Annotated in this window: 13 protein-coding genes; 6 read left to right on the top strand and 7 right to left on the bottom strand. The window is 72.9% G+C overall.

Going from position 1 to position 16,619, the window contains the following annotated elements; all coding sequences use genetic code 11:
- Positions 1-154 precede the first annotated feature (154 nt).
- Entirely contained in the window at positions 155-1,063 is a 909-nt protein-coding gene (locus ACFYE1_RS10230) for a LysR substrate-binding domain-containing protein (RefSeq protein ID WP_387742433.1), read from the bottom strand.
- 127 nt (positions 1,064-1,190) lie between these two features.
- On the opposite strand from ACFYE1_RS10230, the gene ACFYE1_RS10225 reads away from it, so the two are divergent.
- A complete protein-coding gene (locus ACFYE1_RS10225) occupies positions 1,191-4,697 on the top strand; it encodes a bifunctional proline dehydrogenase/L-glutamate gamma-semialdehyde dehydrogenase (RefSeq protein WP_387742431.1) in 3,507 nt (1,168 codons plus the stop codon).
- A 105-nt stretch (positions 4,698-4,802) separates the two neighbouring features.
- On the opposite strand, the gene ACFYE1_RS10220 is transcribed toward ACFYE1_RS10225, so the two are convergent.
- From ACFYE1_RS10220 to ACFYE1_RS10210, 3 genes are all read right to left on the bottom strand, one after another.
- Positions 4,803-5,495: a class F sortase gene (locus tag ACFYE1_RS10220; RefSeq protein WP_387742429.1), complete on the bottom strand. Its 693-nt coding sequence runs from the start codon at positions 5,493-5,495 to the stop codon at positions 4,803-4,805.
- Positions 5,496-5,509: 14 nt separating this feature from the next.
- Positions 5,510-6,277 (bottom strand): hypothetical protein, encoded by a 768-nt coding sequence (locus tag ACFYE1_RS10215; protein ID WP_387742428.1) that lies wholly within the window; start codon positions 6,275-6,277, stop codon positions 5,510-5,512.
- A gap of 547 nt (positions 6,278-6,824) precedes the next feature.
- Positions 6,825-7,016 carry a hypothetical protein gene (locus ACFYE1_RS10210; protein ID WP_387742426.1) on the bottom strand — a complete coding sequence of 64 codons (192 nt, stop codon included), beginning with the start codon at positions 7,014-7,016 and terminating at the stop codon, positions 6,825-6,827.
- A 316-nt stretch (positions 7,017-7,332) separates the two neighbouring features.
- Between ACFYE1_RS10210 and ACFYE1_RS10205 the strand changes: the two genes are divergently transcribed.
- The gene (locus tag ACFYE1_RS10205) at positions 7,333-7,662 is read left to right on the top strand and encodes a CU044_2847 family protein (RefSeq protein WP_387742424.1); all 330 of its coding nucleotides are present in this window, start codon (positions 7,333-7,335) and stop codon (positions 7,660-7,662) included.
- A gap of 79 nt (positions 7,663-7,741) precedes the next feature.
- Entirely contained in the window at positions 7,742-9,808 is a 2,067-nt protein-coding gene (locus ACFYE1_RS10200) for a CHAT domain-containing protein (RefSeq protein ID WP_387742423.1), read from the top strand.
- Between the two features lie 18 nt (positions 9,809-9,826).
- On the opposite strand, the gene ACFYE1_RS10195 is transcribed toward ACFYE1_RS10200, so the two are convergent.
- The gene (locus ACFYE1_RS10195) at positions 9,827-11,041 is read right to left on the bottom strand and encodes a S1C family serine protease (RefSeq protein ID WP_387742421.1); all 1,215 of its coding nucleotides are present in this window, start codon (positions 11,039-11,041) and stop codon (positions 9,827-9,829) included.
- A gap of 644 nt (positions 11,042-11,685) precedes the next feature.
- Between ACFYE1_RS10195 and ACFYE1_RS10190 the strand changes: the two genes are divergently transcribed.
- Both ACFYE1_RS10190 and ACFYE1_RS10185 read left to right on the top strand, forming a co-directional pair.
- Positions 11,686-12,042, top strand: coding sequence for a hypothetical protein (locus tag ACFYE1_RS10190; protein ID WP_387742419.1), 357 nt, complete (start codon positions 11,686-11,688; stop codon positions 12,040-12,042).
- A gap of 121 nt (positions 12,043-12,163) precedes the next feature.
- On the top strand, positions 12,164-13,267 hold the full coding sequence (locus tag ACFYE1_RS10185; RefSeq protein WP_387742417.1) for a pyridoxal-phosphate-dependent aminotransferase family protein: 1,104 nt from the start codon (positions 12,164-12,166) through the stop codon (positions 13,265-13,267).
- 252 nt (positions 13,268-13,519) lie between these two features.
- Here ACFYE1_RS10185 and ACFYE1_RS10180 read toward each other — a convergent pair whose 3' ends face one another.
- The gene (locus tag ACFYE1_RS10180; protein WP_387742415.1) at positions 13,520-13,771 is read right to left on the bottom strand and encodes a DUF6458 family protein; all 252 of its coding nucleotides are present in this window, start codon (positions 13,769-13,771) and stop codon (positions 13,520-13,522) included.
- 487 nt (positions 13,772-14,258) lie between these two features.
- On the opposite strand from ACFYE1_RS10180, the gene ACFYE1_RS10175 reads away from it, so the two are divergent.
- A complete protein-coding gene (locus ACFYE1_RS10175) occupies positions 14,259-14,873 on the top strand; it encodes a hypothetical protein (protein WP_387742413.1) in 615 nt (204 codons plus the stop codon).
- Positions 14,874-14,974: 101 nt separating this feature from the next.
- Here the strand turns inward: ACFYE1_RS10175 and ACFYE1_RS10170 are convergent, their stop codons facing one another.
- Positions 14,975-16,555, bottom strand: coding sequence for a stealth conserved region 3 domain-containing protein (locus tag ACFYE1_RS10170; protein WP_387742435.1), 1,581 nt, complete (start codon positions 16,553-16,555; stop codon positions 14,975-14,977).
- Positions 16,556-16,619: the final 64 nt, after the last annotated feature.

Below are 16,619 nucleotides of genomic sequence, written 5' to 3'. Positions count from 1 at the left end.
TACCGCCTGTGGTGATCAGCCCCCGGCCTCACGCGTCCCGGCCCGTGCCAATAACGTCATGCCCTCTTACACCTAGCCCTCCGCTCGGCCCGGCGCTCATGGGTCTCCTGCAGGTGCGTCGTGCACGCGGGCGGGACGTCCCCGGGGCCACGGCTCAGTCCAGCCGTCCGGCGAGGCTGTCGGCCACCGTCTCGAGGGCGGCGCGCAGCGCGAGGATGGCCGGGCGGTGCGCGCTGGACCCGCGGATCGAGGTGAACACCGTCCGCCGGGGCCCGGACGGCAGGTCGACCAGCCGGCAGGGCGAGTCCCCGCCCGCCCACATGAGGTCCGGCATGAGCGCCACGGCGTTGCCTGACTCCACGAGCCGGGTCTGCGCCTGCAGGTCCGCCGTCGAGAACCGGACGTCGGGCTCGAAGCCCGCCCTCCGGCACAGCTGCTCACCCCAGTGCCGCGAGGCGGCCCCCCGGGGCTCCATGACCCACGGGAGCTCGTGGGCGTCCCGCAGGCAGGTGACGGACGCGTGCTCCGGGCCGGGGGGAACGGCCAGGCGGATGGCGTCCGTGATCAGCCGCCGCCGGTCCAGGTCCGGGTGGTGGGCGGCGGCGTGGCTCGGGTACTGCTCGGCCACGACCACGTCGAACTCCCGGGCCCACGTCTCGTAGAGGGCCCGCTCCGGCTCGGCCTGCACCATCTCGACCCGCACCTCCGGGTGCTCGCGGCGCATGGCGCCCAGCACGTCCGGCAGCAGCGCCAGGGCCGCGGACTGGAACACGGCGACCCGCACGGTGCCCGTGACCGTGCTCAGCGACGCCGCCAGGTCCGACTCGGTGCGCTCCAGGACCTCCAGCAGCTCGGTGGTGCGCGCCACCAGGATCTCCGCCTGCGGCGTGAGCTGGACCCGCCGGCCGGCCTTGGAGAGCAGCGCCACCCCCGCCTCCTTCTCCAGCGCCGAGAGCTGCTGGGAGACCGCCGAGGGACTGAAGTTCAGAGCGGTGGCGACCTCCGCGAGGGTGCCCCGGAGCGCGAGTTCCCGCAGCAGCCGCAGCTTGCGCACGTCCAGCACGGCTCCGCCCTCCAAAGGTCAGTATTGCTGATGAATGATCTGCGGAAAACATCACTTTATCCGAATCGTTCCGGGGCGCATAGTAGAGCTACCGCAGTGCTTCCGGCCCAACCCAGGGAGAACCACCATGACCACGATCCCCGTCCCTCAGGCAGCGCCGATCCCTGGCCGGCCCGAGATCGGACGCACCCTCCCCCACGCCGCCATCCCGGCGTCGCTCCCCGAGCAGGCCGTGGCCACGGTGCGCCGCTGGCTCACCGAGGCGGAGCAGTTCCCCAAGGACGCCTCGGGCGAGCAGCTGGCAGGGGTGCTCAAGGATCCCAGTGGGCTGGACTTCACCGTCGGCTTCGTCGACGGCGTCATCCGCCCCGAGGACATCAAGGTGGCCGCCCGCAACCTCGCGCGACTGGCGCCGAAGGTCCCCGGCTTCCTGCCCTGGTACCTGCGCACCGCGGTGCGCACCGGCGGGGCCCTGGCCCCGGCCGCTCCGCAGGTCGTGATCCCGGCGGCCCGCAAGGCGCTGCGCGAGATGGTCGGGCACCTGATCGTGGACGCCAGCGAGGCCAAGCTCGGGAAGTCGATCGCCAAGATCCGCAAGGACGACGTCCGGCTCAACATCAACCTGCTCGGCGAGGCCGTGCTCGGCGAGCGAGAGGCCGACCGCCGGCTGCAGGGCACCCACGAGCTGCTGGCCCGGCCGGACGTGGACTACGTTTCCATCAAGGTCTCCTCCACGGTCGCCCCCCACTCCGCGTGGGCCTTCGACGAGGCCGTGGCCGAGGTCGTCGAGAAGCTCACCCCGCTCTACGCGCGGGCCGCCTCGTTCACGCCGGCGAAGTTCATCAACCTGGACATGGAGGAGTACAAGGACCTGGACATGACCCTCGCGGTCTTCACCCGGATCCTCGACCAGCCCCAGTTCAAGGACCTCGAGGCCGGCATCGTGCTGCAGACCTACCTGCCCGACGCCCTGGCCGCGATGATCCGCCTCCAGGAGTGGGCCCAGGCCCGCCGCGCGGCAGGCGGGGCCCGGGTCAAGGTCCGCGTGGTCAAGGGCGCGAACCTGCCCATGGAGCAGGTCGAGGCCTCCCTGCACGACTGGCCGCTGGCCACCTGGGGCACCAAGCAGGACTCGGACACCCACTACAAGCGCGTGCTCAACTACGCGCTGCAGCCGGCGCACGCCGACGCGATCCGCATCGGCGTGGCCGGGCACAACCTCTTCGACATCGCCTTCGCCTGGCTGCTCGCGACCGAGCGCGGCGTGGTCGAGGCGATCGACTTCGAGATGCTGCTCGGCATGGCCACCGGCCAGGCCGAGGCGGTCAAGCGCGACGTCGGCTCCCTGCTGCTCTACACCCCCGTGGTGCACCCCGCCGAGTTCGACGTGGCCATCGCCTACCTGATCCGCCGGCTGGAGGAGGGGGCGAGCCAGGAGAACTTCATGTCCGCGGTGTTCGAGCTCTCCGCCAACGAGGAGCTCTTCGAGCGGGAGCAGAACCGCTTCCTCGACTCCCTCGCAGCCCTCGACGACACCGTGCCGCTGCCCAACCGGGTCCAGGACCGCCGGCTGCCCGCGGCACCCGCCCCGACTGAGGGCTTCGACAACACCCCCGACACCGACCCGGCCGTGGCCGCCAACCGCGACTGGGGCCGGGCGATCCTCGACCGCGTCCCCGCCTCCCGGGCCGGCGTGGACACCGTCACCGCCGCGTCGGTGCGGACCGAGGAGCAGCTCGACGGCATCATCGACGCGGCCCTCGAGGCCGGCCGCGGCTGGGCCGCCATGACCGGCGCCCAGCGGGCCGAGGTGCTCCACCGCGCCGGCGAGTCCCTGGCCGCCCGTCGTGCCGAGCTGCTCGAGGTCGCGGCCGCCGAGGCCGGCAAGACCCTCGACCAGGCCGACCCGGAGATCAGCGAGGCGATCGACTTCGCCCACTACTACGCCGAGCGCGCCCGCGAGCTGGACGAGGTCGACGGCGCGTCCTTCGTGCCCTCCCGGTTGACCGTGGTCACCCCGCCGTGGAACTTCCCGGTGGCCATCCCGGCCGGTTCGGTGCTGGCGGCCCTCGCAGCCGGCTCCCCGGTGGTGTTCAAACCGGCCGGCCCCACCAAGCGCTGCGGCGCCGTGGTCGCCGAGGCCGTCTGGGAGGCCCTGGACGTGTCCGGGATTCCCCGTGACGTGCTCGCCCTCGTGGACCTCGAGGAGCGCGCCCTCGGCCGCCAGCTGATCTCCCACCCCTCCGTGGACCGGCTCATCCTCACCGGCGCCTACGAGACGGCGGAGCTGTTCCGCTCCTTCCGCTCCGACCTGCCGCTGCTGGCCGAGACCTCGGGCAAGAACGCCCTGATCGTCACGCCCAGCGCCGACTTCGACCTCGCGGCCAAGGACGTCGCCTACTCGGCGTTCGGCCACGCCGGGCAGAAGTGCTCGGCGGCCTCCCTGGTGATCCTCGTGGGGTCCGTGGCGAAGTCCCGCCGGTTCCGCAACCAGCTCGTCGACGCGGTCACCTCGCTCACCGTCGACTACCCGACCAACCCCGCGGCGCAGATGGGCCCGCTCACCGAGCCCGCCGAGGGCAAGCTGCTCCAGGCCCTGACCACCCTCGAGGAGGGCCAGTCCTGGCTGATCGAGCCGCAGCAGCTCGACGAGACCGGCAAGCTGTGGACCCCGGGCGTGCGCACGGGCGTGCAGCGCGGCTCCGAGTTCCACCTGGTGGAGTACTTCGGCCCGGTGCTCGGCGTGATGACCGCGGACACCCTGGAGGAGGCCGTCGCCATCCAGAACGAGGTCGACTACGGCCTCACCGGGGGCCTGCACTCCCTGGACCCGGAGGAGATCGGCTACTGGCTGGAGAAGGTCCAGGCCGGCAACGTCTACGTCAACCGCGGGATCACCGGCGCCATCGTCCGGCGCCAGCCCTTCGGCGGCTGGAAGAAGTCGGCGGTCGGCCCGGGCACCAAGGCCGGTGGCCCGAGCTACCTCATGGGCCTGGGCGAGTGGGAGCCCGCGCCGCTGCGCGGGGCCGGGCGCCCCGTGGCCGACGCCGCCGTCGCCGACCTGCTCGCCGCCGCCCACGCGGGTCGCGCCGGGATCACGGCCCAGGAGGCCGAGGTCCTCGAGCAGGCGCTGCGCAGCGACGAGGCCGCCTGGGCCGACGAGTTCGGGGTCGCCCGGGACGTCTCGCAGCTCTACGCCGAGCGCAACGTCTTCCGCTACCTGCCCCTGCCCGTCACGGTGCGCCTGTCCGAGGGCGAGTCCCTCGCCGGACTGCTGCGCGTGGCCGCCGCCGGGCTGCGCGCCGGTGCCGAGCTCACCGTCTCCTCGGCGCTTGAGCTGCCTGCCGCGGTGCGCTCCGTGCTCGCCGGTCGCGGCGTGCAGGTCCTGGTGGAGGACGACGCCGCCTGGCTGGCCGGCGCCGCCGCCCTCGGCGGCGGACGCGTCCGGCTCATCGGCGGGGACCGTGCGGCCTTCATCGCCGCGACCGGGTCCCGTCCGGACGTGGCCGTCTACGCCCACCGCGTCACCGGGGCGGGCCGGGTAGAGATGCTGCCGTTCCTGCACGAGCAGGCCGTGAGCATCACGGCCCACCGCTTCGGCACCCCCAACCACCTCACGGACGGGCTGATCTAGCAGCCCTCCCGCCACGGCCCCGGGCCGTGGACCGTCGGCCCGTCCCGGGGCCCGGTCCACGTCCCGGGGCCGTTCCGTTTCCCCGGTCGCGGCGCCCCCGGTGGCTCAGCCCGGGAGCAGGGACGCGTGGACGACCAGGTTCGCGTCGAAGGAGCCGGTCGCGGGGTCGTAGCCGTCGCAGGTGATCAGGCGCAGCTCGGGACCGGAGGTGTTGCCGTAGACGCGCAGCGTGGGGAACGCGGCCTTCTCGTACCGCTCGACGGCGTCCACGGCGAAGACCGCCGCGGATCCGTCCTGACGCGTCACGGTGATCCGGTCCCCGGGGGTCAACCGGTGCAGCTCGGCGAACACGCCGGGACCCCCGCCGGTGGCGTTGACGTGGCCCAGCAGCACGGACGGGCCGGGCTCGCCCGGAGTGGGCGAGTGCCGGTACCAGCCGGCCGGTGCGCCGGGGCCCTCCGGAGGGACCTCCAGGCTCCGGTCGGCGCGCAGTCCCAGCTGCATGAGCTCGCCGTCCAGGCCGATGCGCTCGACCGAGAGGCGCACCGGCTCCGACGCCGGAAACGTCTCGGGCCCAGGTGCCGGCGGCTGTGCCGGGGCGCTCGGGCGAACGGGCGGCGGCGGGGACGGTGCCGGCAGAGCGCCCGTGGCGAGAGGGGCGACGTGCTCCGGGACCGACCCGCGCTCCGTCGTCGTCCCCGGTGCGGGGCCGTCCCCCGTGCACCACAGGGCCAGGACCACGGCGAGCCCCGCCACCCCCGTGCGGAGGTGGCGGGACTCGCGGCGGTGCCGTGCCATCCGGTGTCCGCGGGTCAGCGTCCGCCGGCCGCCCGGCGGCGCAGGCCCACGGCGGCACCCAGCGCGAGCAGGCCGAGCACGGCCGCGCCGATGATCCCGTTCGTGTCCGAGCCCGTCCCGGCTGTCTCCACGCCCGTGTCCGCAGGGCCCTCCGGCACGGCCATCTGGGCGGGCGCGAGGACGCCGCACGCCACCGGGATGTCGGAGGCGAGGGGCAGCTCCGGGGCCATCGGATTGACCTGGGCCTGCGCCGCGGCCGAGAGAGCCGCCGGGTCCGCGCCGTGGACGTTGACCACGGCGGTGCCGCTCTGCAGGGCCGCGACCATCGCGGCGTCCACCGGGATGGTCCGCTGGTAGGTGTAGGCGTCACCGGCGGGGAACCGGTCGATCGCCACGGCCGAGGCCGGGGTCGTGTCGCCGGCGGTGGTCAGGGAAGCCCCGATCCCACCCGTCCAGGGCTGGCCCTCCATGGAGCTGACCGCGCCGTCCCCGTCGGCGTCGGCCGTCGGGGGAGCGCACACCCCCTGGCCCCCGATGTGGATGTGCTGGGCGTGCGGATACGGTGCGCCCTGGAAGAGGGCGGGTGCACCGGCGACCTCGACGGTCACCGTGGCCTCCTGGCCCGTGACGTCGACGACCGCGGTGCCGGCGGCGGTGCTGTTGTTGACGGGCGCCAGCTCGGCCTGGAAGGACCAGCTGTCGGCCGCGGCGGCAGGGACGGCAGGAAGGGCCACGGCCGCGATGGCCAGGGCGGGTGCTGCGAGCAGAGCGGACTTCTTCACGGGATCGGCCTCTCGGTGGGATCGACAAGACGGGAAGTAACGCAAAACACAGTCTACTGATGGTTTTCGGGGCGTCGAGGGTCGAATGGCAAGTGCTTCTGCAAACCCACTCCGGGGGTGACGTCGTGCGCGCCGTCCTCGGCCCGCGCCGTGGGACCGGCGCAGGCTCCTCTCGCGCCCTGCTCCAGCTGGGGCGGGCGTCGCTCGGCCCGGCCCCGGAAAGGACGCCCGCCGGTGGACGGGAGAAGGCGCCGCCCTCGGAGGATCGGCACGAGAGCGGCGCCTGGAGAGCTCGACCGACTGCGCTCCGGTGTCCCCCCACGTGCATCGCACATCGGACCCGTGAGCCGGCCTCGGCTCGTCACTGCAAGGGTACTGACCTGTAAATAAATGAGCATCATTTAGTAAGGCGCCTCACAGAGCGGGTGTTCACCCGCTCCGACCTGCGGGGATGGTCCGACGCGCTCCGTGCCGCCACCGGGGGTTCGTGCAGCTCGGCAGGTCCTGGAGCGTGCCCCGAGGCGCTCAGCAGGCGCTCAGCAGGCGGTCATGCGGCGTTGCCGGCCCAGGCCTCGAACGGCGCGGTCCGCTCGTCCAGGGCCACCGGGCGCCCCGGCGGGGACCGTTCGTGCTCGGACTCGGCGAAGTACTGGTAGAACTCGGCGTCGTCGAAGCCGCCGGAGGCCGCGTCGTGCCGGTCCGCGGCGAACCAAACGGCGTCCAGCCGCGCCCACAGCAAGGCGGACAGGCACGTGGAGCACCCGGGGCGCGTCGGGGATGTGCGCCGACGGGGACCGCTGCGAGGTCGATGATGCGGTTCCGACTGGTGGGCGGCCCGGGGATCCGGACCCGCCGCGGGCTTGTCGATAGGTTGCCGAGGAGTGTTGCCGGACCACAACGGGCGGAGCTGTGGCGCCGCGGCCCCGACGCCCCTGCGCCGGGGGCCCGTCTCATTCCGTCTCCCACCGTCGATCCCGGTGTTCCTCCTTGCCAGCGGGGGAATCGGGGGAGCACAGTGAACGTGTGGTGCAGTCCGGGAGGAAGGGGGCGCCACCATGGGCAACATCGTCGAGTTCCCGACCACCGACGGGCGCGGCGTCCTGGTGGAGACCTCGGACGGGTACGGGACACCGGTCACCCGGGGCGGCCACCAGGGGAGCGTGGTCCAGGAGGCCCAACGGACGTTCGAGGAGGCGGTGGGGCACATCCAGCCCGCGGTCCAGGTCTTGATCGACCAGCTGGTCTCCCTGGCGCACCGCCCGTCCGCGGTGTGCGTGGAGTTCGGCGTCGACCTGCACGCGGAGGCCGGCGCCTTCATCGCGAAGACGGGTGGTACCGCGAACTTCATGGTCCGGCTCACCTGGGAGGACACGCGCACGGACTGAGCGGGCACGACCGCCCGCCGGTCCGTCCGGCCCCGTGCGCGAGGACCACCGAATCCGGGATCCGTGAGGTGAAGAACCCGTGAGCGTGCTGGAACTGTCCATCGTCCGTTCGGGGGAGACAGGCCTCTACGACGTCGAGATCGTCCACTCCCCGGTGGGCGAGGCCTCCGCGACCGTGGCGATCGACTGCGAGCGGATGATGCAGGGGCGCGACCACTGGCAACAGGCGCTCCTGGCCTCGGCCGTCAGCACCCGCCGACTGGTCGCCGGCCCAGAGACGACCGTCCGGGCGGTGGGGCAGGACCTCTTCGACGTGCTGCTGGGGCACCCGGTGATCGGGGCCCGCTACCGGTCCAGCGTGGACATCGCGGCCGAGCGCGGCGAGCCGTTGCGACTGGTGCTGCGCCTGGCCGCGCCGGAGCTGACGCCACTGCCCTGGGAGGCGATGTACGACGCTCAAGCGGGCACCTACGTGGCCCGGATCGAGCCGCTCGTGCGTCACGTGCCGGTCGCGGCCGCCCCACCACCGCTGCGGGTGCAGCAGCCCGTGCGGGTCCTGGGGATCACCGCCTCTCCCCGTGGGCTTCCGGCCCTCGACGTCGAGGCCGAGGAGCAGTACCTGGCCCAGGCGCTCGGGGAGCCCGTCGACCGGGGGCAGATCGAGCTGCACTGGGCCCGTGACGCCACGTGGGACGGCGTCCACGACCTGCTCCTGGCCCACGAGTGGCACGTCGTCCACTTCATCGGGCACGGGGACTTCGACGCGGAGCAGGACGAAGGCGTGCTGGCCCTGGTGGGCGGTGACGGGAGGGCGCACCACGTGGAGGCCAGCCGATTCGCGGACCTCCTGCACGAGGCGACCCCGATGCCGCGGCTTGTCGTGCTCAACTCGTGCCAGTCGGCCGTTTCCGGGTCGGTGGACCTGTTCTCCGGCACGGCTTCTGCGCTGGTGCGCGGGGGCGTCAGCGCTGTGGTGGCCATGCAGTTCGAGATCACCGACCCTGCGGCCGCGGCCTTCGCCCGGGGCTTCTACTCCGCCATCGCCGCCGGGCGTCCCGTGGACGCGGCGGTCCGCAGCGGACGCGTGTCCATCCTGGGCATGAATGGTCACACCCTGGAGTGGATCACCCCCGTCCTCTACGTGCGGGGACGGGAGACCCGTCTGTTCAGCCTCCGCAAACCCCGGGAACCGGGACGGAGCGCGAAGAGGGCTCAGTCGCTCCGTCCCGATCCGCTGGAAACTCCCGCTGCGACGGCCGGCGCCGTCCCGGCCGTGGCAGCCGGGGAGGCGCTTCCGTCCCCGTCCGGGTCCGTGACGCCGATCCGCGTCACCGAGCCTCCGGCGGCAGGACCTGATGCTCCGGCGGAGGAGCCTGCTGCCCCGGCGGCCGAACCCCGTGCTCCGATCGTGGGGGGTCCTGCTCCGGTGGCCGGGCCTGCCGCTCCGGCGGCGGAACCCGGTGCTCCGACGGTGGAGCGTCCTGCGCCGGTGACCGAGCCTGCCGCTCCGGTGGTGGAACGTCGTCCTCCGGCTGCCCGACCCGCCGTTCCGCGCGGGAAGCGGCGGGTGCGGATGCTCTGGCCGGCCCCGTTGCTGCTCCTGCTCGCCGGGATGCTCGTGTGGGCGGCGGTCGCCCGGATGGGCACCGTCGAGGTGGACGCCGCCGCCTACCGTGACCGGCCGACGGACGAGGTGGTCCAGGAACTCCAGGACCTGGGTCTGGGCGTGCGCCTGCGGGGTGAGTCGCACGGGAGGGCGGAGGGCACTGTGCTCGCTCTGGACCCCACCGGCAGGGTAGAGCGGGGCTCCGTGATCACAGTCGTCCAGTCGACCGGTCCGCGCGGTCTTGCCGAGGACGACCTTCCGGGGACGGAGAACGAGCCTGCGACCGAGGACCCTCCGGAGGGCATCCCGAGCGGCCGGCCCGGTTCCGCTCCTGCCGCGGAGGTCGTGTATCTGCCCCTGGACATGGTGGGGCGCGCCGCCCAGCCCGTCATCGACGAGATCAGGGCGAAGGGGGTGCAGGTCACGGTCGTCAACGTGCCCGGCACGGAGCTGGCGCCGGGCGAGGTGGTCCGCACGGACCCGGTCGAGGGGACCCCGGTGCAGCAGAACTCGACCGTCACCATCTGGGTCGCGCAGTAGGGCGTCCGCGGTGCTTGCTCAGTGCGGACCGGGCAGCTCGAACTCCATGTAGAACTGCGTGTTGAAGCGCTCGGGGTCCGAGAGGAGGTAGCGGCCCTCGACCGCCGCGACCGTGCCGGGCAGGATCGACTCCACGATCGCGCACATCTCCGAGACGGTGGCCGTGGGCGTGTTCTGGATCTTCGTGATCAGCATGCCCGGCCTGATGCCCGCCTTGCTGGCACCGGAGCCAGGGGTGACGGCCTTGACGTAGAGACCGCCCTCGATGCCGCCGCGTGCCATCCTTGCATCGAGTTCTGGGCCTCCGGCGGGGTCGAGAGCCTCGAAGTACCCCGGGTAGTACTCCTCCACGGCCCACCCCATGTCGTTCTGCGACTGGCCCTTGAGCAGCTTGTCGACGATCTCCGGCCGAGCCGCGTCGATCGAGATGGAGTAGTACTGGCCCTCTTCCGCGGCGTTCCGGCCGCTGAACTGGGTCGAGGTGTTGATGCCTACGACCCGGCCGTGGTGGTCGAGCAGGGGCCCTCCCGAGCTGCCAGGGTTGATGGTGGCCCCGTGCTGGATCGTGTCCTTGTACTCCGGAGCGCCCTGGGGCCGTGCCGGGACCTTGGTCGCGTTGACGAGTCCCGAGGCGATGAGAAGCTTCTGGCCGGAGGGGTCGTCGGATGGAGCGGTCGAATAGCCGAGCGCGGTGACCGTGTCTCCCGGGGTCACCGCGTCCGAGCTGCCGATGATGAGCGGTTGCGACTGCTCGGGCAGCGGGGAGGAGAAGTGGACCACTGCGAGATCGGTGCACGGGTCCACGGCTATGACGTGAAGGGAGGCTTTCTGTCCTGTGTTGAACCTCCCTGAGATCGCCGCGAGACCCTGAACGACGTGCGCGTTGGTGACCGCCATCCCGGCGTCCTTGTCCACGACGAATCCGGTGCCCATCCCCAGGTAGTCGTCGGGTCGGCGCCCCTGGATCGCGAACACCGAGGTGTCGCCGAACGCATGCATCTGCTGCGTCGTGAGGTCGGGCGGATGGTCGTCGCCCTCAGGGAGCTGGCCGGACAGGGTCAGCCCCTCATCCTCATGGTGCGGGATGTCCGTGGCGCCGGTCGATGCTCCCGCGCCGGCCTGCTCCACCATCTCCTCGGCCGTTGTGTCCCCTGGCCCGCATCCGCTCACGAGCAGGGCGGTGACCGCCAGCACGGCAGCGTGCCTGCGCCGGACATTCCTGGACGATCCCATGGTGCTCCCCCTCGGACACCTCTGACCAGCATTGATCCATTGTCACTCGGCAGGACACCTCCGGGGCGTGCTTGACGAAGTAAGGCGGTCGCTGCTGCGGGCCGTCGTGCCAGGTCAGAAGGGTATGGTGCCGGCACATCCACGCGTCGGTGCTCGGGCGACGGACAAGCTCCGCTCGCTCCCCACCGTGGAACCAGCTCCCGGCCGCGGCTCGTGCGCCGCCGCGTGAGTGCGACACCGGACGGTGCCCGTCGAGGCCTGTCTGCCGGCCTCGGGCGGCCCGGCCGGTGTCCACGGGCAGCTCCTCCAGCGGGTCCCGAGGAGCCCGGACTGCCCTCGGCCGGCCAGGCCGGGCTGGTCGACAACCTCGACTCGGGGCTGTCCGGGGGTCTGCACCCCTGACCCTCGCCACCGCCGAGCTCCTCGCGGGCCGGATCGGGCCGATCTTCGCCCTCTATACCCCGGCGTGCGGGACGTGGGGCAGCTGGTCACGGGCGTGGTCTCCCGCCTCGGGTGACCCGCGGCCGGTCGCTAGAGTGGGAGGCACCCACCCGCCGCGACGGGACCGCACCACGGGGCCCCGGTCGCCCCGTCGCCCCGCCGGCGACCGGAATCCCCGAGCTCATCTGGAGGGCGCTCCTCCCATGGCCGACCTCTTCGACTTCAACCACGGCGGCGCCACGCATCCCGGCGCGTGTGCCACCGTCCACCCCGGAGCGGACTCCGGCCAGCACGTGGTGCTGTACACGGTGGTCGCCGAGACGGACGAGCACATCGTCCTCGACGACGGCTTCACCTACGACAAGCGCACCGGCGTGGTCCAGGGCCCCGCCGGGCGCCCCACGCTCCAGAACCGCATGGCGGCCACCGAGGGCAGCGCGATGTTCGACTCCTGGTCCCGGATCGCCCGGCAGCCTCGCCGCCCGGACGGCGGTGCCGCGCCCCGGCACGCGCCGGGGCGACGCTTCAGGACGCTGCTCCGCCGCCTCGGACGCCCGTGAGGTGGACGACGTCGGTGCGGTCACCGGTGACCGGCGGGGCCGTGCGCCGGCGTCGTTCGGCGCGTGCGGGCCATAGGCTGGGTGGCGGACCCGTCCACCCGTTCACCCTGAGGAGTGCACCGTGCCCCTGATCCAGAGACACCTGTTCGGCCCCGGCCCGTCCAACCCCTACCCGGAGGCCACGGCGGCGCTGGGCCACCCGCTGCTCGGCCACCTGGATCCTGCTTTCCTCGACGTCATGGACAGCGCCTGCGACGGCCTGCGCACGGTCTGGGGCACGGACAACCGGCGCACCCTGCCGCTGAGCGCCACGGGCTCCGCCGGCATGGAGGCGGCGTTCGTCAACACGGTGGAGGAGGGCGACGTCGTCGTCGTCGCCGTCAACGGGCTGTTCGGCGAGCGCATGTGCGACGTCGCGGCACGGTGCGGCGCCGACGTGGTGCGCGTGGACTTCCCCTACGGGGAACCGATCGACCCGCAGCGCGTCGCGGAGGCGCACCCGTCGCCGAAGATCATCGCGGCGGTGCACGCGGAGACCTCCACGGGCGTGCGCTCCGACATCGCCGCGCTGGGCGAGCTCAAGGGCGACGCCATGCTGCTCGTGGATGCGGTCACGTCCATCGGCGGCATCGAGCTGCGCGCGGACGACTGGGGCGTGGACCTCGGCTACGCGGGCACCCAGAAGTGCCTGGGGGTCGCCCCGGGACTGGCGCCGTTCACGATCTCGGACGCCGCGTTCGAGCGCCGGGTGCAGCACCCGCGCTCCTGGTACCTCGACCTGGGCATGCTCGGCGGCTACGTGGGCGAGGCCCAGGGCCGCGCCCGGACCTACCACCACACCGCGCCCACGGCGATGATCGCGTCCCTGGACGCCGCGCTGCGCCGCATCGCCGAGGAGGGCCTGGCGCACGTCTGGGCCCGGCACCAGGCCGCGGGCGACGCGCTCCAGGCCGGCCTGCAGGACATGGGCCTGGAGCTGTTCGCCGCCGAGGGGCACCGCCTGCCGGAGCTGACCACGGTCAAGGTCCCCGAGGGCGTCGACTCCGCCTGGGTGCGTGCCTACCTGCTGGAGCACTTCTCCGTGGAGATCGGGGCGGGCGTGAAGGAGTACGCGAACACGGTGTGGCGGATCGGCCTGATGGGCCCGAACGCCGACGCCGGGTCGGTCACCCTCGTCCTGGGCGCCCTGCAGGAGGCGCTGCGGAAGGTCCCCGCACCGGTGTGAGCCGCCCCCTGACCCCTGACCCCCGATCCGCGAGCCAGGATCCGCGAACGCACCGGTTCCGCCCGAACTGACACCCAGGGCATGTCGAGGCATCTCGGGCGGAACCGGTGGGTTCAGCGGTCCGAGGGCCGGCTGGGCGAAGGCGCCGCCCTCGCGGGGCAGGTGGTCCGCCCCTGCGGCAGGGCGATGACCGACCGCAGCCCACGCCGGACAGCCCCGCCGAGTGCACCCGCAGGAGTGCTCCGGGGCCCGTCAGATGAGGTCGGTCTCCGAGCGCTCGACGCGCTCCCCGGTGCCGGGGTCGGCCACGGTGCTGCGGGTGGACCGGCGCCGGGACGGCACGGCGGCGGCGATCAGGACCAGTGCGAGGTAGGCGACTCCCACCCAGAAGATGATCTGGCCGGCCAGTGCCAGGTTCAGCGGCCCGGCGACCGACGGCAACGCGAGCCAGAGGATCAGGCCGACGGCGATGGTGATCAGGGGGCCGGCTGGGTTGAGGCGCATGGCGGGGTCCTCTCGGGAGGGCGGGCAGAGCACGGATGTATTAAGTAAAGCAAATACATGTCCGATCATGCGGGACGCGCCGAGTGGGCCGCGGCGCACGCTCGGCTGCGCCCTGGTCCGACGCGGAGAGTCATGTTCGGTCACGGCTGTGTCGGCGCCTCGTGACGACCGGGGTGACGTGCGGGGCCCGGCCGGGCGCGTCGCTGCTCGGGCGGCCCGGGGCCGCCGCGGAGCGGACCGGGGCGCGTGCTGCGGAATGCGGCGCTGGCATGGAGCGACTCCCGGACCGGCGTCCCGGCGGAGGCTGAACGGGTTCGGTGCGGGCCCGCCGGGCGCGCCGCCCGGCGGCCGGAGGGACCCGTCGCGGCGACGTGCCCACCGGGCGGTCCCGCACGGTGCCGCCCGCGAGGACGACGGGACCGGTGGCCGGACCCGTCCGGCTCTGCTTCTATTGAGGAACGTGGGGCCTACCGAGGAGGAACATCCGATGGACACCTGGATCTGGATCGTGCTGGCCGTGGTCGTGCTGGCCGTGGTCGTCCTGGCCGTGCTGGCCGGGAGCCGCAAGAAGAAGGAGCACGACGTCGCTGAGCGGCGGGAGAACCAGCAGCGCGCCGCCGAGCTGCGCGCCCGCAGCGAGGAGGAGGAGCTCTCGGCCCGCGAGCGCAAGGCGGACGCGGACGCGGCCCGCGCCGAGGCCGAGAAGGCCCGGATCGAGGCCGACCGCCTGGAGCAGGACGCCCAGCGGCGTGCCGAGGACGCCGACAAGGTGCGCCAGGAGGCGGAGACCCACCGCCGGGACGCCGCGGCGCTCGCCCCGGACGGGGACGACTCCTCTGCCGGTGGCGCCCCGCGCGGACGCCACGAGGACGCCACCGACCACGGAGCCGGGGCGCACTCCGACGACGCCCTCTGGCAGGACAGCGACGCCGGTCAGGACCCACGGAACCGGCGTGACGGCGGCGCCGGGCCGGACGGGCCCGCCCTGCGCGACGGCGACACCCTGGGCGACGGGAGCACCCGGGGCGACGGGAGCACCCGGAGCGACGGCAGCACCTGGCGCGACGGCGACCTCGGCTCCGGGGACCGGCCGCGCACCTGAGCCCGGGCGACGGACGCGGCCGTCGTCGAGCGGCCGGGAACGACCGGGCGCGCGGCGGCGCGGGGATCCCCGCGCCGCCGCGGGCCCGGTCGTCCCTGCGGTCACTTCTCCCAGGGAGCCTTGATGGGGTAGTAGCGCTCCAGGAACTCCGTCATCCGCTCCGCGCGCTCGGGAGCGGGCACCTCGGGGAAGCTGCCGTCGTTGAGGCAGAACATGTCCAGGTTGCGCCGGCCGAGCAGCTTCTCCATCTGCTGCAGCCCGGCGCGCGTGGTGGTGTCCAGGTACTCCGTGCGGGCCGTCTCCTGGGTCACGGCCCGGCCGGTCAGCAGCGCGTAGTAGTGGTAGAGCGAGTTCGTCACCGAGATGTTGTCCGCGGCGCGGAAGCGGCTGGACGCGGTGCGGAGGAACTCCCGCGGGAACTCCTGCTCCATCTCGGCCACGACGCTGCGGCGCAGCGGGGCGGCGCAGTGCTGCAGGTGGCGGGTGGTGATCCGCCCGAAGCGCTCCCACAGGAGCTTGCGGTTGACGCGGGCGGCGTTCTCGAACCCCGAGCGCTCGGCGGAGTTCTCACCGAGGCCGATGCGGGTCTCGTTCTCCACGAACTTGGTGATCCCGCCGGGGGAGAAGAACAGTGCCGGGCCGATCGGGCGGCCGAAGAACATGTCGTCGTTGGAGTACAGGAAGTGCTCGGAGAGCCCCTCGATGTGGTGCAGCTGCGCCTCCACCGCCTGGGAGTTGTAGACGGGCAGCACCGAGGTGTCCGCGAAGAACTTCTCGCTGCGCATGAGCCGCACCCGGGGGTGCTCGGCCAGCCACGCGGGCGGCCGGGAGTCGGTGGCGATGTAGATCGTCCGGACCCAGGGCGCGAACATGTGCACCGAGCGCAGGGAGTACTTCAGCTCGTCGACCTGCCGGAAGCGTGCCTCGTGGGCGTCGCCTTCCCCGACCACGGCGCCCTCCATGTAGGAGGCCCGGACCTTGCGGTACTCGTGGTCGGAGCCGTCGACCCACGAGAAGACCATGTCGATCGCGAAGTCGATGTCGATGGCGTGGTCCGCGAACATGTTCTCGATCGTGGGCCAGGTCACGCCGTAGCGCTCCACCGTGCCGCGCACGGCCTCGGACGCCGGGACGGTGCGCCGGGTCAGCGAGTTCTCCATGGGCAGCCGGATCTCGTCCTCGCCGAACTCCCAGAGCTCGACCTGCACGCCGGTGCCGGCGCCGTAGTACAGCTTGGCCTCCGCGGAGTAGTAGGGGCGGAACAGCCGCAGCACGCGCGCGTTGCGGCGGGAGGACAGCTCGCCGTCGGCCAGCAGCTGGACGGTCTTCTTCCGGGTGTCCATCGGCTTGACGTAGTACGGCTCGCCCACGGCGGCCTCCACCAGCGCCTGGCGCAGCCGGGGGCGGTCCTTGAGGTCCACCGCGATCACGGGGCGCTCGTCGTTGCCCCGCACCAGCAGGTGGTCGACCCCCGCGGAGTCCAGGACACCGCGCAGGAACAGGAGGTTCTGCACCATGACGTCGTGCGGGGTCTGGTCCGTGATCCGCAGGGCGAAGCGGTCCTTGTAGCGGACGACGTCCTCACGCTGGTCCAGGGCCGCGGCCGAGGCCCGGGACGCGGTGCGGAACTCCTCGCCGTCCGCGCCGTCCTCGGGTGCCGCGAAGTACTCTGTGCCGAGCAGGGTGGTGTTGATGGTGCCTCCTCATGATGTCGGGCCGCCGTGGCGGCGATCTCATGATAGGCCG

This window comes from Kocuria nitroreducens, assembly GCF_042879195.1.
In the GTDB taxonomy this organism is placed as follows: domain Bacteria; phylum Actinomycetota; class Actinomycetes; order Actinomycetales; family Micrococcaceae; genus Kocuria; species Kocuria nitroreducens.
This window is presented reverse-complemented; position numbering and strand designations above follow the sequence as displayed.

What these genes read in the sequence shown, in the direction of transcription:
- ACFYE1_RS10190 (WP_387742419.1), top strand. Translation starts at nt 11,686, where the DNA reads ATGGCCGACCTCTTCGACTTCAACCACGGCGGCGCCACGCATCCCGGC.
- ACFYE1_RS10205 (WP_387742424.1), top strand. Translation starts at nt 7,333, where the DNA reads ATGGGCAACATCGTCGAGTTCCCGACCACCGACGGGCGCGGCGTCCTG.
- ACFYE1_RS10220 (WP_387742429.1), bottom strand. Translation starts at nt 5,495, where the DNA reads ATGGCACGGCACCGCCGCGAGTCCCGCCACCTCCGCACGGGGGTGGCG.
- ACFYE1_RS10180 (WP_387742415.1), bottom strand. Translation starts at nt 13,771, where the DNA reads ATGCGCCTCAACCCAGCCGGCCCCCTGATCACCATCGCCGTCGGCCTG.
- ACFYE1_RS10225 (WP_387742431.1), top strand. Translation starts at nt 1,191, where the DNA reads ATGACCACGATCCCCGTCCCTCAGGCAGCGCCGATCCCTGGCCGGCCC.
- ACFYE1_RS10175 (WP_387742413.1), top strand. Translation starts at nt 14,259, where the DNA reads ATGGACACCTGGATCTGGATCGTGCTGGCCGTGGTCGTGCTGGCCGTG.
- ACFYE1_RS10195 (WP_387742421.1), bottom strand. Translation starts at nt 11,041, where the DNA reads ATGGGATCGTCCAGGAATGTCCGGCGCAGGCACGCTGCCGTGCTGGCG.